Annotated in this window: 24 protein-coding genes, 1 tRNA gene and 1 pseudogene; 17 read left to right on the top strand and 9 right to left on the bottom strand. The window is 73.0% G+C overall.

Annotation, left to right across the window (positions count from 1 at the left end; all coding sequences use genetic code 11):
* Positions 1-70: 70 nt before the first annotated feature.
* Positions 71-2,173: a glycosyltransferase gene (locus tag DB033_RS03340; protein ID WP_205843625.1), complete on the bottom strand. Its 2,103-nt coding sequence runs from the start codon at positions 2,171-2,173 to the stop codon at positions 71-73.
* Positions 2,170-3,576, bottom strand: coding sequence for a glycosyltransferase family 39 protein (locus DB033_RS03335; RefSeq protein ID WP_111765447.1), 1,407 nt, complete (start codon positions 3,574-3,576; stop codon positions 2,170-2,172). The genes DB033_RS03340 and DB033_RS03335 overlap by 4 nt, the downstream gene beginning before the upstream one ends.
* Before the next feature lie 372 nt (positions 3,577-3,948).
* On the opposite strand from DB033_RS03335, the gene DB033_RS03330 reads away from it, so the two are divergent.
* From DB033_RS03330 to DB033_RS20510, 6 genes are all read left to right on the top strand, one after another.
* On the top strand, positions 3,949-4,761 hold the full coding sequence (locus DB033_RS03330) for a DUF3105 domain-containing protein (protein WP_157970482.1): 813 nt from the start codon (positions 3,949-3,951) through the stop codon (positions 4,759-4,761).
* A 309-nt stretch (positions 4,762-5,070) separates the two neighbouring features.
* On the top strand, positions 5,071-5,631 hold the full coding sequence (locus DB033_RS03325; protein WP_111765445.1) for a DJ-1/PfpI family protein: 561 nt from the start codon (positions 5,071-5,073) through the stop codon (positions 5,629-5,631).
* A gap of 418 nt (positions 5,632-6,049) precedes the next feature.
* Positions 6,050-6,766: an LppX_LprAFG lipoprotein gene (locus DB033_RS03315; protein ID WP_111765443.1), complete on the top strand. Its 717-nt coding sequence runs from the start codon at positions 6,050-6,052 to the stop codon at positions 6,764-6,766.
* Positions 6,763-8,337 carry an MFS transporter gene (locus DB033_RS03310; RefSeq protein WP_111765442.1) on the top strand — a complete coding sequence of 525 codons (1,575 nt, stop codon included), beginning with the start codon at positions 6,763-6,765 and terminating at the stop codon, positions 8,335-8,337. Before DB033_RS03315 ends, DB033_RS03310 begins: the two co-directional genes overlap by 4 nt.
* A gap of 287 nt (positions 8,338-8,624) precedes the next feature.
* Positions 8,625-8,795 (top strand): VOC family protein, encoded by a 171-nt coding sequence (locus tag DB033_RS20515; protein ID WP_338066269.1) that lies wholly within the window; start codon positions 8,625-8,627, stop codon positions 8,793-8,795.
* 67 nt (positions 8,796-8,862) lie between these two features.
* On the top strand, positions 8,863-9,033 hold the full coding sequence (locus tag DB033_RS20510; protein ID WP_157970480.1) for a hypothetical protein: 171 nt from the start codon (positions 8,863-8,865) through the stop codon (positions 9,031-9,033).
* 13 nt (positions 9,034-9,046) lie between these two features.
* On the opposite strand, the gene DB033_RS03305 is transcribed toward DB033_RS20510, so the two are convergent.
* Entirely contained in the window at positions 9,047-9,946 is a 900-nt protein-coding gene (locus DB033_RS03305; protein WP_111765441.1) for an alanyl-tRNA editing protein, read from the bottom strand.
* A gap of 149 nt (positions 9,947-10,095) precedes the next feature.
* On the opposite strand from DB033_RS03305, the gene DB033_RS03300 reads away from it, so the two are divergent.
* Genes DB033_RS03300 through DB033_RS03285 form a run of 4 tightly spaced genes read left to right on the top strand, consistent with a single transcriptional unit; the run spans position 10,096 to position 12,269 of the window.
* A complete protein-coding gene (locus tag DB033_RS03300) occupies positions 10,096-10,431 on the top strand; it encodes a PadR family transcriptional regulator (RefSeq protein ID WP_111767200.1) in 336 nt (111 codons plus the stop codon).
* 35 nt (positions 10,432-10,466) lie between these two features.
* Positions 10,467-10,763 carry a DUF1048 domain-containing protein gene (locus DB033_RS03295; protein ID WP_205843624.1) on the top strand — a complete coding sequence of 99 codons (297 nt, stop codon included), beginning with the start codon at positions 10,467-10,469 and terminating at the stop codon, positions 10,761-10,763.
* Positions 10,756-11,520 (top strand): ABC transporter ATP-binding protein, encoded by a 765-nt coding sequence (locus DB033_RS03290; RefSeq protein WP_111765440.1) that lies wholly within the window; start codon positions 10,756-10,758, stop codon positions 11,518-11,520. Before DB033_RS03295 ends, DB033_RS03290 begins: the two co-directional genes overlap by 8 nt.
* Positions 11,517-12,269: an ABC transporter permease gene (locus DB033_RS03285; RefSeq protein ID WP_111765439.1), complete on the top strand. Its 753-nt coding sequence runs from the start codon at positions 11,517-11,519 to the stop codon at positions 12,267-12,269. The genes DB033_RS03290 and DB033_RS03285 overlap by 4 nt, the downstream gene beginning before the upstream one ends.
* A gap of 125 nt (positions 12,270-12,394) precedes the next feature.
* On the opposite strand, the gene DB033_RS03280 is transcribed toward DB033_RS03285, so the two are convergent.
* The 3 genes from DB033_RS03280 to DB033_RS03270 all read right to left on the bottom strand — a co-directional run bounded on the left by DB033_RS03280 (position 12,395) and on the right by DB033_RS03270 (position 13,515).
* A tRNA-Val gene (locus tag DB033_RS03280) sits at positions 12,395-12,466 on the bottom strand.
* Positions 12,467-12,593: 127 nt separating this feature from the next.
* Positions 12,594-13,073 (bottom strand): peroxiredoxin, encoded by a 480-nt coding sequence (locus tag DB033_RS03275; protein ID WP_205843623.1) that lies wholly within the window; start codon positions 13,071-13,073, stop codon positions 12,594-12,596.
* 4 nt (positions 13,074-13,077) lie between these two features.
* Positions 13,078-13,515: a DUF3052 domain-containing protein gene (locus DB033_RS03270; RefSeq protein ID WP_111767197.1), complete on the bottom strand. Its 438-nt coding sequence runs from the start codon at positions 13,513-13,515 to the stop codon at positions 13,078-13,080.
* Positions 13,516-13,844: 329 nt separating this feature from the next.
* Between DB033_RS03270 and aceE the strand changes: the two genes are divergently transcribed.
* From aceE to DB033_RS03235, 7 genes and pseudogenes are all read left to right on the top strand, one after another.
* Complete coding sequence (gene aceE, locus DB033_RS03265; RefSeq protein ID WP_111765438.1) at positions 13,845-16,619, top strand: pyruvate dehydrogenase (acetyl-transferring), homodimeric type; 2,775 nt, start codon at positions 13,845-13,847, stop codon at positions 16,617-16,619.
* A gap of 255 nt (positions 16,620-16,874) precedes the next feature.
* Entirely contained in the window at positions 16,875-17,078 is a 204-nt protein-coding gene (locus DB033_RS03260; protein WP_111765437.1) for a cold-shock protein, read from the top strand.
* Positions 17,079-17,166: 88 nt separating this feature from the next.
* Positions 17,167-18,444 (top strand): PucR family transcriptional regulator, encoded by a 1,278-nt coding sequence (locus DB033_RS03255; RefSeq protein ID WP_111765436.1) that lies wholly within the window; start codon positions 17,167-17,169, stop codon positions 18,442-18,444.
* Between the two features lie 120 nt (positions 18,445-18,564).
* Positions 18,565-19,470 (top strand): annotated as a pseudogene (locus tag DB033_RS03250) (ACP S-malonyltransferase); the annotation flags it as partial.
* A 17-nt stretch (positions 19,471-19,487) separates the two neighbouring features.
* Complete coding sequence (locus DB033_RS03245) at positions 19,488-20,468, top strand: beta-ketoacyl-ACP synthase III (protein ID WP_111765434.1); 981 nt, start codon at positions 19,488-19,490, stop codon at positions 20,466-20,468.
* A 105-nt stretch (positions 20,469-20,573) separates the two neighbouring features.
* Positions 20,574-20,813 (top strand): acyl carrier protein, encoded by a 240-nt coding sequence (locus DB033_RS03240; RefSeq protein WP_111765433.1) that lies wholly within the window; start codon positions 20,574-20,576, stop codon positions 20,811-20,813.
* A gap of 94 nt (positions 20,814-20,907) precedes the next feature.
* Positions 20,908-22,134, top strand: a complete 1,227-nt coding sequence (locus DB033_RS03235; RefSeq protein WP_111765432.1) for a beta-ketoacyl-[acyl-carrier-protein] synthase family protein — start codon at positions 20,908-20,910, stop codon at positions 22,132-22,134.
* 113 nt (positions 22,135-22,247) lie between these two features.
* On the opposite strand, the gene DB033_RS03230 is transcribed toward DB033_RS03235, so the two are convergent.
* The 3 genes from DB033_RS03230 to DB033_RS03220 form a co-directional block, all read right to left on the bottom strand.
* Positions 22,248-23,762 (bottom strand): glycoside hydrolase family 3 N-terminal domain-containing protein, encoded by a 1,515-nt coding sequence (locus DB033_RS03230; RefSeq protein WP_111765431.1) that lies wholly within the window; start codon positions 23,760-23,762, stop codon positions 22,248-22,250.
* The gene (locus DB033_RS21610) at positions 23,759-24,487 is read right to left on the bottom strand and encodes a hypothetical protein (protein ID WP_111765430.1); all 729 of its coding nucleotides are present in this window, start codon (positions 24,485-24,487) and stop codon (positions 23,759-23,761) included. The genes DB033_RS03230 and DB033_RS21610 overlap by 4 nt, the downstream gene beginning before the upstream one ends.
* A 77-nt stretch (positions 24,488-24,564) precedes the next feature.
* Positions 24,565-25,056 (bottom strand): DUF3145 domain-containing protein, encoded by a 492-nt coding sequence (locus DB033_RS03220; RefSeq protein WP_111765429.1) that lies wholly within the window; start codon positions 25,054-25,056, stop codon positions 24,565-24,567.
* Between the last annotated feature and the right edge of the window lie 144 nt (positions 25,057-25,200).

The following is a 25,200-nucleotide window of genomic DNA, read 5'->3' as shown; positions in this document are numbered from 1 at the left end:
CGCTTCCGTCGCCGCCTGAGCCCGGCTCCCGCCGGCGACGACCCGGCCACCGTCGGCCGACGGCGCCGGGTCACTCGTCGTCGTCGCCGTCCTCGCTGAGGCCATGCGGCGTCTTCTCCCAGTGGTGCGGGGTGAACAGGGTCTGCCAGGCCGCCCGCCAGGCGGCGACCGAGTGCAGCACCCAGTACAGCGGGTTCAGCACGGCGTAGACGCCGATCCGCCAGCCGTGCCGGCGGGTGGCGATGAGCGCCGACACGATGATCGTCGCCCCGTTGCCGATGACGAAGTTGGCGATGCCCAGATCGACCAGCCACGGCGGGATGTCGAGGTCGACGGACCGGCCGAAGACGAACGTCACCAGGGTCAGTGCGAGCAGCAGCGGGTAGAGCACGAAAGCCGCGGGCGTGCCGAGGATCAGCCCGGTGAGCCCGACGAGGCCCAGCGGCCCGGTGGCGCGGTAGAACTTCACCGGGTGCCGGAAGTTGACCGCCGCGGTGATCATGTAGCCCTTGATCCACCGGGTGCGCTGTTTGATCCAGGCGCCGGTCTGCGAGCACGCCTCCTCCCACGTGGTGGAGCTGTTGACCCCCACCCGGAAGCCCAGCGCCGACGCGCGCATCCCGAGGTCGGCATCCTCGGTCACGTTGTAGGGGTCCCAGCCGCCGAGCAACCGCAGCATCTCGGTGTCGAAGTGGTTGGACGTGCCGCCCAGCGGGATCGGGATGCCGGTGCCGTCCAGCCCGGGCAGCATCATGTCGAACCACTGCGTGTACTCGATGGCGAACATCCGGGTCAGGACGTTGTAGCCGGCGTTGGAGTAGTTGAGCGCGCACTGCACGCACACCAGCGGCGCGCCGGTGCCGCCGGCGGCGCGGTCGGCGCGGTCGCGGGCGAAGTCGGCCACCACCCGGCGCAGCTGGTCGGGCTCGGGCCGGTCCTCGGCGTCGAAGATCACCACCAGGCTGCCGCGGGCGAAGCTGAGCCCGTAGTTGCAGGCCCGCGGCTTCGTCTGCGGCACCCCACGCGGGACGATGACGATGCGCACGTACGACGGCGGGCGGGCCGCCCGGGCCGCCGCGATGGTGTCCGTGTCGTCCTCCTCGAGCAGCACCAGCACGTCGAGCTTGGACTTCGGGTAGTCGAGCTGGTCGAGGTTGTCGATCACCTTGCCGATGACGTTGGCCTCGTGGAACGCCGGGACCAGGATCGTGTACACGGGCAGGTCACGGTCGGCGATCACCGGCGGCGCCGTGGGCGGATCGCCGGGGCCGGCGTCGAGGGCGACGAGACGGCGCCGCCGGCGGTCGCGCCACCGCTCGCGGACGACCACCCACGGGTAGCGCAGCGACGCGAAGAGCTTGAAGCTGACGCTGGCGCCCAGCGCGAGGTTGGCCACGACGAGCAGCGCCACCACGGTCGGGCTCGGCGCGAGCACCAACCCGACGACGCACAGCACGATGAGCGCGACCGGGGCCACCTGTTGCCAGCGGTACAGGCTCACCCGCGCCGATCGCTCGGGCTGCGCGTCGGCCAACCCGTCGGTGACGTCGTGCAGCAGGGCGTTGCGGAACACCGATCCGACGGCGAGGGCGTAGTCGCGAGGGGTGATGGTGCGGACGTCGAGGCGGTCCACGCCCATCGCGGCCCGCACCTGGTCCAGCAGCGCCGCGGTCGGCTCGACGGTGGTGGCCACGACCAGCGTGTCACCCTCACGGCGGACCGGGATCCAGCCCTGGGCGAGGATCTGCCGGGACCCGATGCCGCGCAACATCTCCTCGTCCACACGTTCGTGGGCGAGGTCGACCAGGGGTGCCTGCCAGAGCGTGGCGAGGACGCGGTACAGCGTGAGCGCGTGGATGTCGCCGCGGGCGACGAGGTGCTCGCCGACGTACCCGCCCTGGGTGCGCGACGCCTCGAGCGCCCGGTCGAGCTGCTCCTGCGTGATGTGACCGCCGGCGACCAGCAGGCCCCCGGTCTCGCGGGGCAGCACGGGCGGCAGCGGGGTACGCGGCACCCAGGCGGCGAAGTTGGCCTCTCCGGCGGCTCCGGTGGGGCTGGCCGTGAGCAGCGGGGCGTATTCGCGGTAGCCGTCCGACACCGGGTCGGGCCCGACGTCGGCGGCCGGTGCCGCGACGGGCGTCGCGGCGAGGTCCGGTACGGCGGTGTCGGTCACGGGAGGTCCGTTCGGTCGGGGCCGGCCGGCGCTGGCGGAGCGGTGAGCGGTGCTGGTACCGCGGTCAGCGGTGCTGGAGCGGCGGTGGACGGTGCGGGCGCGGCAGCGGACGATCCGGCGGTGGACGGTCCGGTGACCGACGGTGCGGCGACGGGCCCGGCGGCCGCGTGGTCGTCGGCGCCGGGCCGCACGCCGACGGCCGTGCCGACCAACGCGACGGCCAGCGCCGCGGGCAGCACCGCGGTGACAGCGCTGCGGGCACGGACGGCCCGGCGGGCGAAGTCCACCGCGAGACCCGTCGTCAGGGCCAGCGCCGGGATGACCGGCAGTGCGGTACGACCCACCCAGCCCGGGCCACCGGCCGCCAGCGCACCGCTGAGGACGACGACGTCCGCGGCGGCCACCGCGCCGAGGAGGCCGACCACCCACAGCCGGTCCGACCATCGGTACCGCAGCACCGCGGCGGCGACACCGATGAGCACGACGACCACGGCGACCGCACCGGTGACGTCGGCGGGCAGTGCCTCGGTCATGCTGCGCAGCAGACCCTGCGGCGGCACCTCGGCGGTGGTCGTCGACGGCAGGCCGAGGGCGGCCGCCGCGTCGGGGGCGCCGGCGAAGGCCGTGCCGCGGGTGGAGAAGTTGTACGCCAGCCACCACGCCACACCGACGGCCGGTACCGCTGCGAACGAGGCGATCATGCGCAACGCGAACCGCGGCCCGCGACCCTTCTGGTGCGCGGCCAGCGCGATGAACACCACGCCGCCGACGAGCAGCAGCCAGCCCTCGTACCGGGTGAGCACGGCGATCGCGCAGGGGATGCCGGCGAAGATGGCCAGTTCACCGCCGGACGGGGTCCGCTTGACCCGTGCCCAACGCGCCAGGCCGGCCACGGTGGCCAGCAGCGCGGCGATCAGCACCGGGCCGGTCGTGGTGGTCGTCTCCTGGTACAGCGTGGTCGGCGCGGCCACGAGCACGAGCAGCGCGGCGATCCGGCCGCCACGACCCAGCGAGATCCGCACCGTGAGGCGGTACAGCGCCGCCGCGGCCACCACGAGACAGGCCACGCCGAGCAGGGTCACCGCGAGCCGCGTGCCGACGAGGGCGGTGAACGGCATCAGCAGCAGCCGTGGGACCGGCAGCCAGCCGTCGGCGGGGACCCCGCCGGGGACCGTGGGCGTCGAGGCGCCGATGTCGAGCACGGCAGGGTCCACCGTCGGGGTCGAGTCGGTGGTCAGGGCCACGACCCCGACGGCGGCACCGGCGGCCAGCGCCAGCAGCGACGACACCCCCGTACCGGCCACCCGGCGGTAGCCGGGCGCACTGTCCAGGGCCGCCCAGACGGCGGGTCGGCGGCGGGCGACGGTGGCTCCCGGCGCCGCGGCCGCTCCGTCACTCACCATGCGACCACCACTCACGATGCGACCACCACTCGCGACGAGGCCACGAGGGTCACGACACGGCGGGTGCCGCGACGGCGGACGACGGCGCCCGGTGTCGGAGTGGATCTGAGCACGGGAATCTCCTGGTCCGGGGCCGACGGACGGCCGGTGGTCACCGCACGTGACCACCACCCCATTGAACCGAGTAACGGACAGTAAGACAACGTGACGATGAGTGAATCTCGCCCGCAGATCCGGTCACTGTCCGCGGATGCGGTGCCCTCCGCCGGCCGCACGGGTGGAGCCGGACGCGGCGGGAGCCACCGTTCCGGTGACGCACAGTCACGTCCGGGGCGCCTGGCACACTGGGAACGGCCCGACGGAGGAGTAGCTGTGACCCGGACGTACCGCCGTGCCCACGCCCGGCGCCTCGCCGTCGCCCTGACGACGGTCGCCCTGACGGTGGCGTGTTCGCCGACGGTCGACGGACGACCCACCGCCGCCGGCGGGGTCGACGGGTCGACGGCCGCCTCCCCGGACGCGACGAACCCCGACTCGCACGACCGCTGGCTGCCCTCGGAGACCAATCCGGACCCCACCGTGGACATCGACGGTGTCTACGTCGGAGCGCCCTCGCTCTACGCGCAGCGCTACCACTTCGCGGCCCCGGACCGCGTCGCCTACGACCGGTACCCCCCGGTCGGCGGGCCGCACGACCCTGCCTGGGCGGCCTGCGACGGCGTCGTCTACTCCGCGCCGGTCCGCGACGAGATGATGGTGCACGCCCTCGAACACGGCGCGGTCTGGATCGCCTACGACCCCGACGGCCTCCCCGCCGACGAGCGGGCGAACCTCGAGGCGCTGGTGCCGCAGGTGTCCTACCTGGTGATGACGCCCTACCCCGGACTCGCCACCCCGCTGTCCCTGCAGGCCTGGGGACATCAGCTGCCGCTGGACTCCAGCGCCGATCCCCGCTTCGAACAGTTCCTGCTGGCGATGCTGCGCAACCCGTACTCGACGCCGGAGCTCAACGCGACCTGCGCCAACCCGTCCATCGACGTGGACGATCCGCCGCCGTTCGTCAGCGGCCCACCCGGAGCCGACGGCATCCCGCTGGACTATGCGCCCCCGGCGCCCACGACCGGTTCCGGTGGACCGGGTGCGCCGGAACCCGGCGACGCCACGGCGACGCCCACGACCGGCTGATCGCGCCGTCCGTCACCCCGGAACGCCCGGTGCGCCCGCACACCCGGCGTTTCCGGTGGAGCCCGGTCACGGCGCGGTCCACGGCCACCGCGGCGCGAGCGGTGCCGGCGGGTGTGCGCGAGCGCCCTCGGGCACCCACCCGTCGTCGCCGCGGAAGCGACGACGATCGGGACCCTGGGCGCCGCAACGGTCCACGACGCACGCCCGGCCGTGGGACACGCCGGCGGGTTTCGGCCCGGCCCCCCATCGGGCACCACAGCAGTGCCCCGGACGAAGGATGCCGGGGTCCCCTGATCCGAAGGAGTCCTCATGGCCGAACTCACCGGCAAGACCATCGCGTTCCTGACCTCCCAGCACGGCATCGAGGAGCCGGAGCTGACCACGCCGTGGCAGGCCGTGATCGACGCCGGGGGCACACCGGTGCTGATCGCCCCCGAAGCGGGCGAGGTGTCCACCGTGAACAACGATCTCGAGCCGTCGGAGGCCTACCCGGTGGACCGGGTCATCGCCGACGCCGACATCGCCGACTACGACGCGGTCGTCATCCCCGGCGGCACCGTGAACGCCGACACCCTGCGCACGGTCGGGGAAGCGGTCGCCTTCGTGTCCGCCGCGGTGTCCAGCCGGACGGTCGTCGCGGCCATCTGCCACGGCCCGTGGGCGCTGGTCGAGGCCGGCGCGGTGCGGGGCCGGACGTTGACCAGCTACCCGTCGTTGCAGACCGACGTCCGCAACGCCGGTGGCACCTGGGTCGACGAGGAGGTGCACGTGGACGACACCGACGGCTGGGTCCTCATCACCTCGCGCAACCCCGACGACCTGCCCGCGTTCAGCAAGGCGCTGGTCAGTCACGCCGCCGCGGCGTCCTGACCGCCGGCACCGACCGACACCCCCACAGCGCCCGCTGGGCCAGGCCGGTCCGCCCGGTCCCACCGCACGGCGAAGGTCCGGCCGGTGCGGCCGGCCGGTCGGCGTCGGTGACCGCGGACCCGACGGCCGGGGGTCCGGCGGTGCGGCCGGCCAATCGGCATCGGTGACCGCGGACCGGACGGCCGGGGGTCGGGCGGGTGCGGCCGGCCGGTCGGCGTCGGTGACCGCGGACCCGACGGCCGAGGGTCCGGCGGTGCGGCCGGCCAATCGGCATCGGTGACCGCGGACCGGACGGCCGGGGGTCCGGCGGTGGGCGGTGCGGCCCGTCCCGGTCCAGCCGGAACAGCGGGGAGGCGGACGTCGACTGCGGTACTGTCCGCTCGACGCCGGTCATCCTCCGGCCCGACGGAGGACGGTCATGCACGTTCGAGCCCGACACCGGTGGCTGCTGGCCACGGCGCTGACGTCGATCCTGTCGATCACCGGGTGCTCGTCGGGATCCTCGCCGGACGGCACCGGACCGTCGGCCGCGCCGACCGTGGCCCCGTCGGCGTCCGAGCTGATCAGCCGCTCCGCCACGGCCATGACAGCGGTGTCCAGCGCGCACTTCTCGCTCGCCGTCACCGGCACCCTGCCCGACCTCGTCGTCCAGACCGGCGACGGCGACCTCACCAGCACCGGGTCCGCCCAGGGCACCGCGAGCATCCGCCAGTTCGGCCAGCTCGTCGAGGTGGAGTTCGTCGTCGTCGACACGGCGCTCTACCTCAAAGCCGGCACCGGCGGCTTCACCGAGGTGCCGGCGGCGCTGGCCGGGCAGGTGTACGACCCGACGGCGATCCTGGACCCCGAGCGGGGGGTGGCCGCCGTGCTGACCAGCACGACCGGGCTGTCCGCGGTGACCGAGGCGGACGGCAGCTACACCGTGAGCGGCACCGTGCCCGAGAAGGTCGCCGCCAGCCTCACCCCGGGCATCACCACCGACGTCGCCGGCACCTTCGTCGTCGACGCGGCCTCGTCGCGGACCTCGTCGGTGTCGTTCAGCACCACCGGTTCCGACGGGCAGCCGGCCACGGTCACGCTGCAGCTCGGGGACTTCGACAAGGACCTCGCGATCACCGCACCCGCCGTGTCGTGACGCGGACCACTCCTCCCCGGCCGGTCCGCCGCTCCGCGGCGCTGGCCGCGGCCGGCGCCGCCGTGCTGCTCGCCGCCCTCGACGCCTACGTGGTGGTCGGTGTCCTCGTCGACATCGTCACCGACCTCCAGATCCCGGTCAACCGGCTGGAGCGAGCGACCCCGATCGTCACCGGCTACCTGCTGGGCTACGTGGCGGCGATGCCGCTGCTCGGCCGTCTCTCGGACCGCCTGGGCCGCCGCCGGGTGCTGCAGTACTGCCTGCTCGCCTTCGCCGCCGGCTCGGTGCTCACGGCGCTGGCCGGCACCCTCGCGCTGCTCGTGGCCGGCCGGGTGCTGCAGGGCGCGGCGGGCGGCGCGCTGTTGCCGGTCACGATGGCCCTCGTCGGCGACCTGTGGGAGCCCCGGCGGCGGTCCGCGGCGCTGGGCACCGTCGGGGCCGCCCAGGAGGCGGGGAGCGTCCTGGGCACCCTGTGGGGGGTGGCCGTGGCCACCGCCCTGGGCGCCTGGTCGGTGACGGTGCACCTCGAGCCGCAGAGTTGGCGGTGGGTCTTCTGGATCAACCTGCCGTTGACGCTGGCGGCGATGGTCGTCGTCCACCGCTCGCTGCCGGCCGACCGCGGCGATCCCGACCGGCGGCTGGACCTCGTCGGCGGCGGGCTGCTGGCGGCGGCGCTCGCCGTCCTGGTGGTCGCGCTGTACAACCCCGATCCCGAACGGGCGGCGCTGCCGCCGTGGGGGTGGCCGCTGATCGCCGTCGCCCTGGTGGTGCTCGTGGTGTTCGGGCTGTGGGAACGCCGGGCCCGCACCCGCCTGATCGATCTGCGGCAGGTGCGGCGGCGGCCGTTCGCCGCCGTGCTGGTGGTCAGTCTGCTCACCGGCGCGGCCCTGCTGGTCACGCTGGTGGACGTCGAGCTGTTCGCCCGGACCGTGCTCGGCCGTGACGCCGGATCGGCGGCCGTGCTGCTGGTGCCCTTCCTCGGGGCGCTGCCCGTCGGGGCCGTGGCCGGGGGGTGGTCGGCTCGTCGGTTGCTCGACCGGGTGGTCACCGTGGCCGGCATGGTGGTCGCCGCCGCCGGGTACCTGGTGATGTCGCGCTGGGGCGCCGACGTCGAGTCGGCCCGGTTGCTCGGCCTGCCCGAGCTGCCGCTGGGGTTGGTCGTCGCCGGCCTCGGCCTGGGTCTGGTGATCGCACCGCTGGCGGCCGCCGTGCTCGCGGTGGTGCCCGACAGCGAGCACGGGGTGGCGTCCGCGGCCGTCGTCGTCGCACGGACCGCCGGCATGCTCGTCGGGGTCGCGGCGCTCACCGCCTGGGGACTGCACCGCTTCCGTGAGCTCACCGCCACGCTGAACACACCGCTGCCGTTCGGACAGACCGAAGAGGTCTTCGCCGCGCAGTTCGCCGACTACCAGCGGCTGCTCACCGAGGCGCTGGTGACCCAGTACCGCGAGATCTTCGGTGTCTGCGCCGTCCTGTGCGTCGCCGCCGCGGCGGTCGCGGTGCTGACGCCCGCAGGGTCGCCCGGCCGGGATCTCGACCCCGGGGTTCGGAGACCTCAGGTCACTCCCTGACCGGAGTGCCGCGCACCCTCGACGGGTCGCACCGTCACCCGAGGAGCAGCCCGTGACCGCCACCCTGTCGGTGTTCACCCTGTACCGCGATCCGGCCGCGGCCGTCCGGTGGTTGGTCGACGCCTTCGGCTTCGAGGTGATCAACCGTGACGGCACCGACGGCGACGGTGTCCGTCACGCGGAGCTGCGCCTCGGGGACGCGGTCGTGATGATGCAGGCCGCCGCGGCCGGTCGATCGGCGTCACCGGTGGTGGGGGCGTCGACGAAACCGCGCCCCGGTCCTCTGCCTGGACGACGACGCCGCCGTGGACGTGCTGTTCGACCGGGTCAGGTCGGCCGGCGCCACCGTGGTGCGCGGTCCGGAGACCACCGCCTGGGGCAACCACCGGTTCGAGGTGCTCGACCCGGAGGGCCACCAGTGGTCGGTCTGTTCCCACCGGCCGGGGCGGTCCTGGTGAACGGCCTCGCCGACCCGGGAACCGCCCCGGTCTGGCAGACGTCCCGGACCAGTGGCACTCTCGGAGCATGACCATTCCCAGCAGCCCCGGCCCGCTCGATCCGATGCCCACGCCCGATCCGGGTCCGGCCCCCGACCCGGGTCCCGCGCCGACCCCGTCGTCGGATCCTGTTCCCGACGTCCCCCTGGTGCCCGGCGTCGAGCCCGCGCCGCCCGGCACCACCCCGCCGCTCGGCTGACGGCCGGCCGGGGTCAGCCCGGCAGCGTCGTGGTGACGACCAGCTCGTCGAGGGTCTCGGCGAGCCGGTACGTCGCGTGGATCCCGGCCAGCTCACCGGTCGACGCCGCATGGGTGCCCCCGCACGGGATGACCACCTCGGTGTCGTCCAGGACGCAGCACCACGCGCGCCGGGCCGCCAGCGTCCCGTCACCCGCCTCCACGTGCAGTGGCGCGTCCGCGGCCACCCAGTGCTGCAGCAGCGCGGCGTGCGCGCCGGTCACGGCGGCCAGCTCGCCCGCCAGCCGCGAGGCGTCGAAGCCCTTCTTGCGCAACGACTTCCCCAGCCGGTAGACGTCCACCGCCCGGTGCGGCGACAGCCGCGACGACTGGATGGCGAGCTGGTCGAACGCGGGGTGACCCAGTGAATCGGTCTGCGGGACCGGCTTGTTCCAGTACGGCACCAGCACGGCGTCCAGCGCCAGCGCGTTGAGGTGGCACGCCGAGTGTGCGAGCGACAGCGCCCGACGCGCGACCGTGTCGACCGCCACCGTCACGGTCTCACCGAGCGCGACGGAGGCCGTGCCGTCGACGACATGCACCACCACCGCGGCACCCTCGGCCCGCGGGGCGTCCAGCAGGAGTCCCTCCGGGGTGAGCACCCCCTGCCGGACGTCGAGCAACGCACGCTCCCCCCGGGCGGTGACGAGCACGCCGGCGTCGGCGGGTTGGTCCGGCCAGGTCGGTGACAGCGGGTGCGCGGCGGTCGTGTCCAGCACGACGCCCAGCGCCGGCTCCCCCGCCGTGCCGATGAGCCGCACCACGCCGACGACCACGCCACGCGACCGGGTCTCCCCCGCCGGATAGCCGATCCGGGTCACCGCCGCGGCCGGTGCGAACTCCGCCCCGGTCACCGTCCACACCGCGTGCTGCACCTGCGCCTCCTGTCGATCGTCGTGCGCGACTCTACGGACCGCGACGGGGCCGTCGGGACGACCACTTGACGTCCGCTATCCGGTGTCACAGACTACCGGTACAAAGTGTGACCGGGTACCAGTCGCACCCACGGGAGGAGACGACGTCGGTGGACAACCTGACCGAGTTGCTCAAGGGAGTGCTCGAGGGCAGCGTCCTGGAGATCATCGGCCGCGGCGACACCTACGGCTACGAGATCGCGTCGATGCTGAGAGATCTCGGCTTCACCGACGTGGTGGAGGGCACTGTCTACACGATTTTGCTGCGGCTGGAGCGCAACGGTCTCGTCGTCAGCGAGAAACGCCCGTCGACGGTCGGGCCGCCGCGGAAGTTCTACGCACTCAACGACGCCGGCCGAGCCGACCTCGCGGCGTTCTGGACGAAGTGGGACTTCGTCACCCGGACCATGCACGAGCTGAGAGGAGCACGGCCATCGACATCCTGAAGAAGCTCATCGGCGACAAGAAGCAGTGGCGCCGGATGGAAGCACGGGCAGCGGCGCTGCCACCGGATTACCGCATCGTCTACGACGAGATCAAGGGCTACCTGTGGAAGTTCTCCGCCGGCGGCGGGATGGACGTCATCGCCATCCTCGACGATCTGCTCGGCCTGTTCGAGACCGGCGCCGCGGACGGCCGTGGCGTCCTGACGGTCACCGGCGAGGACGTCGCCGGGTTCTGCGACGAGCTGCTGCGCAACGCCAGGACCTACACCGCGGCCTGGCACGACGACCTCAACCGCAGCGTCCGCCGCAGGCTGGGCACCGGCCATGACTGACCTCGCGATCGAGACCATCGGCCTTGGCAGGGATTTCGACGGCGTCGAGGTGCTCCGTGGGGTCGACCTGGCCGCCGGCCGCGGGGAGATCCTCGCCCTGCTGGGATCCAACGGTGCCGGCAAGACCACCACGGTGAACATCCTGGCGACGCTGCTGACCCCGCACCGTGGCACCGCCCGGATCTGCGGGCTGGACGTCACCGAACACCCGGCGCAGGTCCGCGGGAAGATCAGCCTGACCGGCCAGTTCGCCGCGGTCGACGGCCTGCTCACCGGGCGGGAGAACCTGGTGCTGATCGCCCGGTTGCGGACGGTCCCCGAACCCGGCCGGGCCGCCGACGAGCTGCTCGCGCGGTTCGGACTGAGCGAGGCCGCCGACCGGCGCGCCGGCACCTACTCCGGCGGGATGACCCGGCGGCTGGACATCGCGATGAGCCTGCTCGGCTCCCCCGAGGTGATCTTCCTCGACGAACCCACGACCGGCCTCGACCCGCAAGCCCGACTCGAGGTGTGGCGCAGTATCAGGCATCTCGCGGACACCGGCGTGACCATCCTGTTGACCACGCAGTACCTGGAGGAGGCCGAACAGCTCGCCGACCGGGTCGCCGTCCTGCACGGCGGGCGCATCGTCGCCGGCGGCACCGTCGCCGAACTGAAGAACCTGCTGCCGCCCGCACAGGTGGAGTACGTGCCCCGGCAGCCGACGCTGGAGCAGGTCTTCCTCGCGCTGGTCGGCGGCGACGGAGGGTCGCGGTGAACGCCGTCCGTGACACCACCATCCTGCTGGGGCGGTCGATGCGGCACATCCGGCGCAGCCCGGACACCCTCATCACCGTGGCGGTCATGCCCGTCGCGTTCCTGCTGCTGTTCACCTACGTGTTCGGCGGCGCCATCGACGTCGGCGCGGCCGACTACGTGAACTACCTGCTGCCGGGCATCCTGGTGATCGCGGTGGCCACCGGCATCTCCTACACCGCGGTCCGGCTGTTCACCGACGTGCAGAACGGCATCGTCACCCGGTTCCACGCGATGCCCGTCGCACGGTCCTCGGTGCTGTGGGCCCACGTACTGACATCCCTAGTGGCGAACGCGCTCTCGTTGACGGTCATCGTCGCGGTGGCGTTCGTCACCGGCTTCCGGCCGCACGCCGGAGTGCTCGGCTGGCTCGCTGCGATCGGCATCCTCGTGCTGCTGACCTACGCGTTGACCTGGTTGGCCGTCATCCCCGGACTGACCGCGACCTCCGTCGACGGGGCGTCGGCGTTCTCCTATCCGCTGATCCTGCTGCCGTTCGTCAGCTCCGCCTTCGTCCCGACGGCGACGATGCCCACACCGGTGCGGGTGTTCGCCGAGCACCAGCCGGTCACCGCGATCGTCGACACCCTCCGGGCCCTGCTCGACGGGCGTCCGGCCGGCACCTCGATCTGGCCCGCGCTGGGGTGGTGCGTCGGCATCGCCGTGGTGGCCCAGGTGGTCGCGCTGCGGATCCACCGGCGGCTGCCGTGACCCGGCGGCCGTGAGCTGCGGCCCGGGTGACCCGGTGGCCCGTGACGACCAAGAGCCGGGGTGGCCGGCGACGGGCTGCGGTGGACGGCCGCGATCGGTGGACGGCCGCGATCGGTGGACGAGAGTGGGCGCGGAGGGGATCGAACCCCCGACCGTCTCGGTGTAAACGAGATGCTCTTCCGCTGAGCTACACGCCCCGGGCCACCTGCCGGTGGCCGCCCACATTCTCCACCGCTGCCGCCCGGACGGCCAAATCAGCGTCGCCGGACGCCGGGACGGCGCCGCGCGCCACCACCGCCGGTGGGGCACCGGCCGCGGGAGCGCTCAACCCGCGTCGGTGGCCGCCGGCAGCGCGGCGATCGCGGTCCGCCAGCCGTCCTGGTCGCGGGCGTCCCCGGGCTCGTTGATCTCGCTGAACCGGACCACCCCCGCCGCGTCGACGAGGAACGTCCCGCGCACCGGCATGCCGTGCGAGGCGTCGAAAACGCCGTACGACCGGGCGGTCTCGCCGTGTGGCCAGAAGTCCGAGAGCAGCGGGAAGGTGTACCCCCGCTCCCGGGCGAACACCCGCAGGCTGTACTTGGGGTCGCACGACACCGCGATCAACTGCACCCGGTCGAAGGCGTGGTCGCGCATGCCGTCGAGTTCGGAGGTGCAGATCGGCGAGAACGCGAACGGGAAGAACACCAGCAGCACCGGACGGCGTCCGCGGTAGTCGGCGAGACCCACGCCGGGCCCGGCCGCGGAGGGCAACCGGAACCGGGGCGCCGGGTCACCGATCCGCGGCGGAGCCGGCGCCGTCACGCGGTCAGCGCCGCGACTTCTCGGACTTCGGGCGCACCAACCGGGTGGCCGTCCAGCCCGGGCCGGCCGCGAAACTGCTGGTGGAGGACAGCCCGGCGATCTGGGCCGCCTCGGTGACGTCGGACGGTTCCACGAACCCGCTGTGGGAGGTCTTCGGGGTGAGCACCCAGACCGACCCGGTGCTGGCCAGCGGCGTGACCGCGTCGACCAGGGCGTCCGTGAGGTCGCCGTCGCCGTCGCGCCACCACAGCAGCACCGCGTCGAGCACCTCGTCGGTGTCCTCGTCGAGCAGTTCGTTGTTCGTCAGTTCTTCGATCGCGTCCCGCAGATCGAAGTCGACGTCGTCGTCGTAGCCGAACTCGGCGACCACGCTGTCAGCGGTCAGACCGAGCCGAGCGGCGGTCGCTGCCGCCTGCTCCGCAACGTCGCTCACGAATATCAGTCCTCCTCGTCGACCGGCGCGCCGGTCGTGGTCCGGGTGTGTTCCCGCGGTTGTTTCCCGGCAGCCTATTAGCCCAGGGGTGAAACAGGAATCGCCACCCCCGTCGAGGCGGGCGTGTCGGGCCGCGCGGACGGTCCCGGCGACCCGGGTGCCGCACCGATCGCGGCGCGCTCGACCGTGCCCGCGGTGGGGGGCGGCGGGAACGCCGGGCATGGGAGAGGATGGACGCCGGACGATCGCCTTGCCCGCGCAGAGGGCAAGCTACAACCAGTCGGCCGCTTGGAGAGGTCGCCCCACCAGGGCGGCCCGGCACGTGACGAGGAGTTCCGTTGGCTGCGTCACCGTATGAGGACCTCACCCCCGCCCGGCACCGGGTGATCCGGGACGGCATCGCCGCCCAGATCCCCGACACCGATCCGGGCGAGACGTCGGAATGGCTCGACTCGTTCGACGCGATGGTCGACGCCGGCGGGCAGCAGCGCGCCCGCTACGTGATGTTGCGGATGCTGGCGCGGGCGCGGGAGCGCCACGTCGGTCTGCCCGCGCTGACCACCACCGACTACATCAACACCATCGCCACCGAGAACGAGCCGTTCTTCCCGGGCGACGAGGAGCTCGAGCGCCGCTACCGCGCCTGGATCCGCTGGAACGCCGCGGTCATGGTGCACCGCGCCCAGCGGCCCGGCATCGGCGTCGGCGGCCACATCTCGACCTACGCGAGCTCGGCCAGCCTCTACGAGGTCGGCCACAACTGGTTCTTCCGCGGCAAGGACCACCCCGGCGGCGGCGACCACATCTTCTACCAGGGCCACGCCTCCCCCGGCATGTACGCCCGCGCCTACCTCGAGGGCCGGCTGTCCGAGCACCAGCTCGACGGCTTCCGCCAGGAGGTCTCGCACCCCGGCGGCGGCATCCCGTCCTACCCGCACCCCCGGTTGATGCCGGACTTCTGGGAGCACCCGACGGTGTCGATGGGTCTCGGCCCGATGAACGCCATCCAGCAGGCGCGGGTCAACCGCTACCTGCACCACCGCGGCATCAAGGACACCTCCGACCAGCAGGTCTGGGCGTTCCTGGGCGACGGCGAGCTCGACGAGGTCGAGTCGCGCGGTCTGATCCACATCGCCGCGGTGGACGGCCTGGACAACCTGAACTTCGTCATCAACTGCAACCTGCAGCGCCTCGACGGCCCCGTCCGCGGCAACGGCAAGATCATCCAGGAGCTGGAGTCGTTCTTCCGCGGCGCCGGCTGGAACGTCATCAAGGTCGTCTGGGGCCGCGAGTGGGACGCGCTGCTGCACGCCGACCGCGACGGTGCGCTGGTCAACCTGATGAACACCACCGCCGACGGTGACTACCAGACGTTCAAGGCCAACGACGGCGCCTACGTCCGGGAACACTTCTTCGGCCGCGACCCGCGGACCAAGGCGATGGTCGCCGGCATGACCGACGACGAGATCTGGGGTCTGCGCCGCGGCGGCCACGACTACCGCAAGGTCTACGCGGCCTACAAGGCGGCGATGGAGCACAAGGGGCAGCCGACGGTCATCCTGGCCAAGACGGTCAAGGGCTTCCACCTCGGGCCCAGCTTCGAGGGCCGCAACGCCACGCACCAGATGAAGAAGCTGACCCTGGACAACCTCAAGGCGTTCCGCTCGGAGCTGCACATCCCGATCGAGGACGACCAGCTCGAGGCCGATCCGTACCAGCCGCCGTACTACCACCCGGGCGACGACTCGCCGGAGATCTCCTACCTCAAGGAGCGCCGGGTCAAGCTGGGCGGCTACGTCCCGGAGCGGCGCAACACGTCCAAGCCGCTGGTGCTGCCCGGCGACAAGGTCTACGACGTGCTCAAGCGGGGTTCGGGCAAGCAGGAGATCGCCACCACGATGGCGTTCGTCCGGCTGGTCCGCGACCTGGTCAAGGACCCGGAGATCGGGCACCGCATCGTGCCGATCATCCCGGACGAGGCCCGCACGTTCGGCATGGACTCGTTCTTCCCGACGCTGAAGATCTACAACCCGAACGGTCAGCTGTACACCGCGGTGGACGCCAGCCTGATGCTCGCCTACAAGGAGAGCGAAGCGGGCCAGATCCTGCACGAGGGCATCAACGAGGCGGGCTCGGTCGCGACCCTGACGGCGGTCGCCACCTCCTACGCCACGCACGGCGAGCCGCTGATCCCGATCTACATCTTCTATTCGATGTTCGGTTTCCAGCGCACCGGTGACGGTTTCTGGGCCATCGGCGACCAGATGGGCCGCGGCTTCGTCATGGGCGCGACCGCGGGCCGCACCACGCTCACCGGCGAGGGCCTGCAGCACGCTGACGGGCACTCGCACCTGCTGGCCAAGACGATGCCGCACGTGGTGGCCTACGACCCCGCCTACGGGTTCGAGGTGTCCCACATCGTCAAGGACGGTCTGCGCCGGATGTACGGCAGCAGCGAGGAGTTCCCGCAGGGCGAGAACGTCCTGTACTACATCACCCTCTACAACGAGCCGTACGCACAACCGCCCGAGCCCGAGGGCCTGGACGTGGAGGGCCTGCTCAAGGGCATGTACCTGCTGTCGCCGGCCCAGGACACGCACGGCAGGGCGCGCGCCCAGCTGCTCGCGTCCGGCGTCGGGCTGCGCTGGGCGCTGGAGGCCCAGCACCTGCTGGCCACCGAGTGGGACGTGGCCGCCGACGTGTGGTCGGTGACCAGCTGGACGGAGCTCTCCCGCGAGGCGGAGCAGATCGACCGGGCCCGGCTGCTGGACCCGAACAACCACTCCGAGCCGTACGTGACGCAGAAGCTGCAGAACGCCCCCGGGCCGGTGATCGCCACCAGCGACTACCAGCGCGCGGTGCAGAACCTGATCGCCCCGTGGGTGCCGACGGACTTCGTCGCCCTGGGGGCGGACGGTTTCGGCTTCTCCGACACCCGCGCGGCCGCTCGTCGGCACTTCCTCATCGACGGCCCGTCGATGGTGGTGGCGACGCTGTCGGCGCTGGAGCGGCGGGGCGAGTACCGCGCCGGGGCGGCGGCGGAGGCCGCGGCGAAGTACCGGCTCGACGACCCGAGTGCCGGGGCGTCCGGCAATGCGGGCGGCGAGTCCTGACGGGTTGCGCGCCGGGTCGGTTCCGAGGCTGAATCGTGACCGTGCGGGGCGACTTCGGTGGCCGTTCGGCCTAGCCGGAGCCACCACCCACAGTTACTATTCGACCGATGTCGAACCGAAAGACGGCGACCGGGGCCCTCGCCCCGGCCGTCGGACCATCGGGACGGTGATCCCTTCGGGGGGAACACGCTCCCCCCGGAGTGCTTTCGGAACCGGTCCGCGGATGCGGCCCGGACATGCACCAGGAGAACAGGTATGGCGCAGGGCACTGTGAAGTGGTTCAACGCGGAGAAGGGCTACGGCTTCATCTCTCCCGATGACGGTTCGGCGGACGTCTTCGTCCACTACTCGGCCATCGGCGGATCCGGCTACCGCTCCCTCGAGGAGAGCCAGCGGGTCCAGTTCGAGGTCGAACAGTCGCCCAAGGGCCCGCAGGCCAGCGGCGTCGTCGCGATCTGATCCGACAGCAACCCACCGTTCAGGGCCGGTGCCTCCGGGCACCGGCCCTGTTCGTCTGTCTGCCGGTCCTGCGCCCGTGCCGAACGCGATGACCCCCACCGACCCGGCTGCGCGCGCCCGGCCCGCCCCGGCGCACGGCGGCGACGGTGTCAGCGAGGCGACCCTACGCCGGGTGCAACGCGCCACCGGCGGGATGGCCACCCGCGCCGTCGCCATGATGGACGACCGGCTGCCGTGGTTCCGGACCCTGACCGCCGAGGAGCGGTCCTGGGTCACCCTGGTCGCGCAGGCCGGTATCGGCGGCTACGTCCCCTGGGTCGACAGCGCCCGTTCGGACCTGCGGCTCACCGACACCGTCTTCGGCAGCGCCCCGCGCGACCTGCTGCGCTCGGTGTCGCTGCGACGCACCGTCGAGCTGGTGCGCGTCGCCATCGACGTCGCCGAGGAGCGCATCCCCGCACTCGGCGACACCCCCGCCGAGACCGTCGCGCTGCGGGACTCCCTGCTGCGCTACAGCCGGGAGATCGCCTTCGCCGCCGCCGCGGTCTACGCCACCGCCGCCGAGACCCGCGGTGCCTGGGACGCCCGGGTGGAGGCGGCCCTCGTCGACGGCATCGTCCGCGGCGAGGCACCCGACTCGCTGGCGTCGCGCGCGGCCGCGCTCGGCTGGGACCCGTCCGGGCCCGTCGCGGTGGTCGTCGGTGCGGCCCCCAGCGGCGGTCGGGAGGCGCGGCTGGTCGCCGACTGGGCCGGCCGGCACGTGCTCAGCGCGCTGTCGGGGGTGCAGGGCGGGCGCCTCGTCGTCGTGCTCAACGCCTGGCCCGTCGAGGACGCCGACCTGGCCGGCACCCCGGGGGGCCGGGCCGCACTGCTGAAGGAGCATCCGTTCCCGGCCGACATCGATACGCTCTTCGGCGACGGGCCGATCGTGCACGGGCCGCCGGCGCTGGGCCTGGCCGGCGCCGTCCGGTCGTCCGAGGAGGCCTTTGCCGGGCTGCGGGTGGCCCACGCCTGGAGCGGTGGCACCCGCTTGCTCAGCGCCGCCGATCTGCTCGTGGAACGCGTGCTGGCCGGCGACGGCACCGCGGTGCGACGGCTCCGGGACCACGTCTACGCGCCACTGGCGGCCGCGACCACGCCGCTGCTGGAGACCCTGGACGCCTACCTCGACCACGGCGCCGCCCTGGAACCGGCCGCCCGGAGCCTGTTCATCCATCCCAACACGCTGCGGTACCGCCTGCACCGGGTGGCCGAGCTGACCGGGACCGATCCGTGGAACGCCCGTGACGTGGCCGTCCTGCGGGTGGCGCTGATCCTGGGGCGCCTGCACCGCGAAAGTCTCCACGGCACGCCGTTGCTCCCCTGATCACCGTGTGATCTTTGGCGCTATCGTCGCGAGAACTTGGAGGGTCCCTACAAAAGGCCGATCACGACTTGGTAACTCGCCACCCGGCGAACCGGGGAACCGGGTGGTTGAGTGGACCGCATGTTGGCAGTCGTCGCACCCGGCCAGGGATCGCAGAAACCCGGAATGCTCGCCCCGTGGCTCGAGCGGGAGCACCTCGCCGCCCGCCTCGACGCCTTCGGCGCCGCCGCCGGACTGGACCTCACCCGGCTCGGCACCACCGCGACCGCCGACGAGATCAAGGACACCGCCGTCACCCAGCCACTGGTCGTGGCGGCCGCGTTGCTCGCCGCCGGTGAACTCGAGCTGCCGCCCGGCACCGTCGTCGCCGGCCACTCGGTCGGTGAACTCGCCGCGGCCGCCCTCGCCGGCGTGCTGGACTCCGGGCCCGCCGTCACCCTCGCCGGGGTGCGCGGCCGGGAAATGGCCCGCGCCTGCGACCTGGAGCCCACGTCGATGGCCGCCGTCCTCGGTGGTGATCCCGACACGGTGCTGGCCGCACTGGCCGCACTGGACCTGGTCGGCGCCAACCGCAACGGCGGCGGCCAGATCGTCGCCGCCGGTGCCGCCGACGCGATCGCGGCCCTGCAGGCCGACCCGCCGGCCGGTGCCCGGGTGATGCCGCTGCCCGTCGCGGGCGCCTTCCACACCCGCTACATGGCCCCGGCCGAGGACGCGCTGGCCGACCCGGTCGGCGACCTGTCCCCCGCCGACCCCGCGTTCACCCTGCTCACCAACGCCACCGGCGACCCCGTGGCGTCCGGCCCCGAGTTCGTGTCGTTGCTCGTCCGGCAGGTCACCCGTCCGGTGCGCTGGGATCTGTGCATGGCCACCTTCGCGCGTCTGGGCGTCACCGGGGTACTGGAACTCCCGCCGGCCGGTGCACTCGTCGGACTGGTCAAGCGCGAACTCAAAGGAACCGCCACGATGGCCCTCAGGACCCCGGACGACCTCCCGGCCGCCGCCGCCTTCATCGCCGAGCACAGCGCCGTCGGGGCGTCCGCGTGACCGCCTCGATCGCCCGCCGGGACGCCCCGGCCGGTACCCGCATCGCCGGCATGGGCTACCACCGCCCCGAGCGGGTCGTCACCAACGACGAGCTGTCCACCACGATGGACACCAACGACGAGTGGATCCGCACCCGGGTCGGTATCCAGGAGCGCCGCTGGGCCTCGGCGACCGAGACCGCGGTGTTCATGGGCGCCGAGGCGGGCCGCAAGGCGATCGCCGACGCCGGTCTGACCGCCGCCGACATCGACACCGTGATCGTGGCGACCTGCTCGCTGCCCACCCAGGTCCCGCACGCGGCCACCCAGATCGCGCGGGACCTCGGCATCCACGCTCCCGGCTCGTTCGATCTCAACGCCGCGTGCGCGGGGTTCTGCTACGGGCTGGCGGTGGCCTCGCACACCGTCCGGGCCGGGGCCGGGAAGAACGTGCTGCTGGTCGGCGTGGACAAGCTGACCGACTGGACCGACCTGACCGACCGGTCGACGGCGATCATCTTCGCCGACGCCGCCGGCGCGGTCGTGGTGACCGGCTCGGACACCGAGGAGATCGGCCCGGTGTCCTGGGGCAGCGACGAGACGCAGACGCAGGCGATCCACATCGCCGACCGCAACTCCTCGATGTACCAGGACGGGCAGGCCGTCTTCCGCTGGGCGACCACCCAGATCGCGCCGGTCGGCCTGCGCGCCGTCGAGGCGGCGGGACTGGAGATGTCCGACATCGACGCCGTGGTCACCCACCAGGCCAACCTGCGCATCATCGACGCGATCGCCAAACGACTGAACGCGGCCGGGGCCCGTCCCGACGTGCACATCGCCCGCGACATCGTCACCACCGGCAACACCTCGTCGGCCTCGGTGCCGGTGGCCCTGTGCCGGGCCCGCGACGAGGGCTCCATCGTCTCCGGCGACCTGGTGCTCTCGGTCGGCTTCGGCGCCGGGCTCACCTTCGCCGGCCAGGTCTACCGGGTTCCGTGACCGGTTGCGGTTCCCACCACCGGGCACCGCAGGCCACTACGATTTCCCGAGCTTCACCCCGCCTGCTCAACCGATGAGCCGGCGTTCTAGGAAAGGAAACACACCGTGGCAAACGAGGACACCCTCACCGGATTCGCCGAGATCGTCGAAGAGGTCGCCGGCGTGCCCGCGGCCGACGTGACCGCCGACAAGACCTTCACCGACGACCTGGACATCGACTCGCTGTCGATGGTCGAGATCGCCGTGCAGGCCGAGGACCGTTTCGGCGTCAAGATCCCCGACGACGAGCTGGCGAACCTCAAGACCGTCAACGACGCCGTCACCTACATCGACGCCCACAAGTAGGACGCCGCACCGCAGGCGGCGGCCGGTCGGTCGCTGCCGTACCCCGACGTCGCGCTGAGCCGGCGTCTCCCGTTGTATCGAAGGAGCTTTCACCATGAGTGCTGATGACGTCGTCGTCACCGGGATCGGGGCAACCACGCCACTCGGCGGGACCGCTCCGGAGACCTGGGAGGCGTTGCTCGCGGGCACCGTCGGGGTCAGGAACATCAACCAGCCGTGGGTGGAGAAGTACCAGCTCACGGTGAACCTGCACGCGCCGCTCGCCGTCGACCCGCTGGAGGTCCTCCCGCGGGTCGAGGCGCGCCGGCTGGACCGCAGCCAGCAGGCGGCGATCATCGCCGCCCGCGAGGCGTGGGCCGACGCCGGCAGCCCCGACGAGATCGACCCGCTGCGGCGGGGCACCGTCATCGGCACCGGCATCGGCGGCGCGGTCACCCTGCTCGACCAGGACGACCTGCTGGAGACGCAGGGCATCCGCAAGGTGTCGGTGATGACCGTGCCGATGCTGATGCCCAACGGCCCGGCCGCCGCCGTCGGCCTGTGGAACACCTCGAGGGGTGCGGTGCACGCCCCGGTCTCGGCCTGTGCGGCCGGCGCCGAGGGCATCGCCTGGGCCTACAAGCTCATCAAGGAGGGCGAGATCGACATCGCCCTCGCCGGTGGCGCCGAGGGCTGCATCCACCCGCTGCCGATGGCCGGCTTCTCGCAGATGCGCGCGATGAGCACCCGCAACGACGATCCGGCGACCGCGTCCCGGCCGTTCGACACCGGCCGTGACGGCTTCGTCATCGGAGAGGGCGCCGGCATCATGGTGCTGGAGCGGCGTTCGCACGCCGAGGGCCGTGGCGCGAAGATCTACGGCACGCTGGCCGGCATCGGCATGACCAACGACGCCTTCCACATCACCGCGCCGGAGCCGGAGGGCGAGGGCTCGTCCCGCGCCATCAACAAGGCGCTGAAGATGGCCGGCCTCGGCCCGAAGGACATCGCCCACGTCAACGCGCACGCCACCTCCACCCCGGTCGGCGACGTCGCCGAGTCGCGCACCATCCGCAAGGTGCTCGGCGAGCACCCGGTGGTGACCGCGACCAAGTCGATGACCGGCCACATGCTCGGCGCGTCCGGGGCGCTGGAGGCCATCGCCACCGTGCTGTCGGTCCGTGACGACATCGTCCCCGGCACCCGCAACATCCAGAACCTGGACCCGGCCATCGAGGTCGACGTGGCTCAGGAGACCCGCAAGGTCACCATCGACGCCGCCATCAACGACTCGTTCGGCTTCGGCGGCCACAACGTGGCCCTGGTGTTCACCAAGGCCTGACCGCTCCGCGTCACCGACACCGCCGGTTCCCTTCGGGGCCGGCGGTGTCGTCGTCCGTGCGGCACAACGCGCCCGGCCGCGCTCGGACGACCGGCCCGCCACCGGACCGGTTCTCAGCCGATCCGGTCCCAGATCGCCTGTGCCGCAGCCTGATTCGCCGCGGATCCGACCACGTCCAGCGGTGGTCGCACCGAGCGGCTCAGCGCCGAACGCAGGGCGAACACCCGCACCGAGGCCTCGTTCAACCGCGTCTCGGCCAGTCGGCCGTCCGCGACCGCGTCGGTGATGCCGGCCACCGCGGCCGCCGGGCTGGCCGGCATCAGCACGATGTCCTCGCCCGCGCCCAGCGAGCGCCAGGCGGCCTCCCCGGTCGAGTAGTTGTCCGCCACCGGGGCCATCACGACCGAGTCGCTGATGGCGAGACCGCGGAACCCGACGGGCGTGCAGCCGCTCGGCAGCGGCACGGCGGGATCGCCGCGCAGCAGGTCCTGCAGGATGACCCGGGACAACGACGTCGGCTCGGAGCCGTCGTCCACGGCGGGGAACAGCGTGTGCCCGGTCATCACCAGCCCGACGCCGGCGGCGACCCCGGCGCGGACCGGAACCGACGCCCGCGCGTTCCAGGCGTCGCAGTCGGTGGTCAGGGTGGCGAGCGTGACGTGGCTGTCGGCGGCCACCTCACCCAGGCCCGGGAAGTGCTTGAGGCTGGCGGCCACACCGGCGTCCTGGTAGCCCCGGACGGCCGCGGCGACCAGGGCGGCGGTCCGGTCGGGGTCGGACCCGAACGAGCGGTCGGCGATCGCCGAGGATCCGCGGACCGGCAGCAGGTCCGACACCGGGGCGAAGTCGAGGTTGACGCCCACCGCGGCCAGCTCGGCGGCGCTGATCGCGGCGGTCCCGGTGGTCGCCCGCACCGCGGCGTCGAGATCGTCGATGCTCCCGAGGTCCCCGGCGCCGGGGAGCTCGGTGAAGCCGTTGACCATCCGGGTGACGTCGCCGTTCTCCTGATCGGTGGCGATCAGCAACGGGAACCCGGTCTGGTCGGCGGGTAGCTGGGCGGCGAACGCGGCGGTCACCTCGGCGACCTCGGCGGGCCGGCCGCCCGACGTGCCGTCCAGCACGCCACGGGTACCCAGCAGGTTGACGCCGCCGAGCCCGAGGTCGCCGATCGTGCTGGTGCCGACGACGGCGCCGGACGCGGCCATCACCACCGAGCCCGCCCGGGCGGCGACGGTCATCCCGGCGACCTGGGTCACGGCGCGGCTCACATCGTCGGCGGTGACCGGCCCCCACGGCACCACCCCGCCCGCACCGAGCGCGACCGCCGGGTCGACCGGGGGAACCGGAGGGAGCTCGGCGGTCGGGCTGTCGGTGGCCGAGGTCGACGGCGGGGTCGGCTCCGACGACGGAGGGGACCCGGGCCCGGAGGTCTCGGGAATTCCAGAGGTTTGTGAGGGTTCGGACGGTTGTGAGGGTTCTGGGGCCTCGGCCGACCCGGACAGCCCGGACGCGCTGACGGTGGTCGGCGGGGCGACGGTGGCCTCGAAGCGCTCGGCGTCGGGGCTGCCGCAGGCCGCCAGCACCAGCGCGGCCGACGCGGCGACGACCCACCGGCGACGGGTGGTCATCGTCGGTCGACCGGCGGGACGGCCGCGGCCCGGGTCGTGGTGTCGGAGGTGGACCCGACGGTGCCGCCGGGCCGAGCGGGAGCAGCGGCCGCCGCGGAGGTCGTGGGCGCCGCCTCGGTGCCGGCGGCCGGGGGGAGGTCGGGATCGCGGACCCCGACGTCGGAAGGCGCGGCGGACGCGGCGGAGGTCGTGGCGCCGGCGGCGTCGTCGCCGGGCGTGGTGGGGGTGGCGGGGGTGGTCCCGTCGGTCGCCGGCGCCTCGGTGGTTCCGCCGTCGTCCCCACCGCCGCTGCCGTCGTCACCGCCGTCGTCGTCACCGCCGCCGCCGTCACCGCCACCGCTGTCGTCACCGTCGTCGCCGCCGGTGGTGGTCGGTGCCTCGGAGGACGGGTCGCCGGTGCTCGGCGTGGTGGCGTCCGACGTGCCCGGGTCAGGGGTGGTCGCCGGGGCGGAGGTGTCCTCGCTCGTCGCCGGCCCGCTCGTGGTGGACGCGGTGGACGGGGCGTCGGTGACCGGCGGCGGGGTGGTGCCCGGACCGGTGGTCGGTGCCGGCGTGGTCGGGGTGTCGCCGGTGACCACGCTCGGGCCGCTGTCGGTGGCGGGCGCGTCGGGCTCGGCGGTGCGCCGGCCGAGCAGCACGCCGAGGGAGATCCCGAGCGCGATGACCAGGACCAGTCCGGTGCTCAGGATGACGGTGAGCCGACGGGACGCCGCGTCACCCGTCACCGGTCACCCCCGTCGTCGTCCTGTCGGCTGTCGGCCGGTCACCAGTGTGGCATCCGGGGGGCGTGCGGCGGAGCGGGTCAGCCGACCTGGTGCAGCCAGGTCACCTCGGAGCCCTCGCCGGCACTGCGGAAGGCCTCCAGCTCGTCGTCGATGTGTTCCCCGAGGGCCTGGGACAGCGCATGCCGGAGCGCGTCCACCGACGGGTGGGCGAGGACGAGGGACCGGAGCTGGTCCTCCCCGATCAGGACGTCGCCGTTGGCCGACATGGTCGCGCGCCACAGGGGCCGTCCGGGGACGACACAGATGCGCTCCCCGTCCTGACCCGCGCTGGGGTTCTCGGTGACCTCGAAGCGCAGCATCTTCCACGAGCGCAGCGCAGCGGCCAGCCGCGCGCCGGTCCCCCGGTCGCCCACCCAGGACGCTTCCGCGCGCAGGTGGCCGGGAGCGGCCGGCTGCGCCGTCCAGGACAGCGACACCCTCGTCTTGAGGATGCCCGAAAGAGCCCACTCGACGTGCGGGCAGATCGCCGGCAGCGCCGAATGGACGTAGATGACGCCACTCGTCTGCATATGTCACACCCTTCGCGGAGCTCCGTCGTCTTCCCCGACGTGGGAGCGCACTGCGACGTACCGGGTGTTGTGATCATTGTGCACTGTGTGACAGCTGTTGCGCCAGAGCCGGCGGGCGCCACCACCCCGAGCCCGGACGACGGA

The organism is Nakamurella deserti (genome assembly GCF_003260015.1).
Classification (GTDB): Bacteria; Actinomycetota; Actinomycetes; order Mycobacteriales; family Nakamurellaceae; genus Nakamurella; species Nakamurella deserti.
The sequence above is the reverse complement of the archived record's forward strand: the minus strand, read 5'-3'. Positions and strand labels throughout refer to the sequence as shown.

Bases quoted from the DNA above. Each gene is read 5' to 3' on its own strand.
- DB033_RS03335 (WP_111765447.1), bottom strand. From the start codon at position 3,576: ATGGTGAGTGACGGAGCGGCCGCGGCGCCGGGAGCCACCGTCGCCCGC.
- DB033_RS03325 (WP_111765445.1), top strand. From the start codon at position 5,071: ATGGCCGAACTCACCGGCAAGACCATCGCGTTCCTGACCTCCCAGCAC.
- DB033_RS03315 (WP_111765443.1), top strand. From the start codon at position 6,050: ATGCACGTTCGAGCCCGACACCGGTGGCTGCTGGCCACGGCGCTGACG.
- DB033_RS20510 (WP_157970480.1), top strand. From the start codon at position 8,863: ATGACCATTCCCAGCAGCCCCGGCCCGCTCGATCCGATGCCCACGCCC.
- DB033_RS03295 (WP_205843624.1), top strand. From the start codon at position 10,467: ATGGAAGCACGGGCAGCGGCGCTGCCACCGGATTACCGCATCGTCTAC.
- DB033_RS03290 (WP_111765440.1), top strand. From the start codon at position 10,756: ATGACTGACCTCGCGATCGAGACCATCGGCCTTGGCAGGGATTTCGAC.
- DB033_RS03260 (WP_111765437.1), top strand. From the start codon at position 16,875: ATGGCGCAGGGCACTGTGAAGTGGTTCAACGCGGAGAAGGGCTACGGC.
- DB033_RS03255 (WP_111765436.1), top strand. From the start codon at position 17,167: ATGACCCCCACCGACCCGGCTGCGCGCGCCCGGCCCGCCCCGGCGCAC.
- DB033_RS03235 (WP_111765432.1), top strand. From the start codon at position 20,908: ATGAGTGCTGATGACGTCGTCGTCACCGGGATCGGGGCAACCACGCCA.
- DB033_RS03230 (WP_111765431.1), bottom strand. From the start codon at position 23,762: ATGACCACCCGTCGCCGGTGGGTCGTCGCCGCGTCGGCCGCGCTGGTG.
- DB033_RS03220 (WP_111765429.1), bottom strand. From the start codon at position 25,056: ATGCAGACGAGTGGCGTCATCTACGTCCATTCGGCGCTGCCGGCGATC.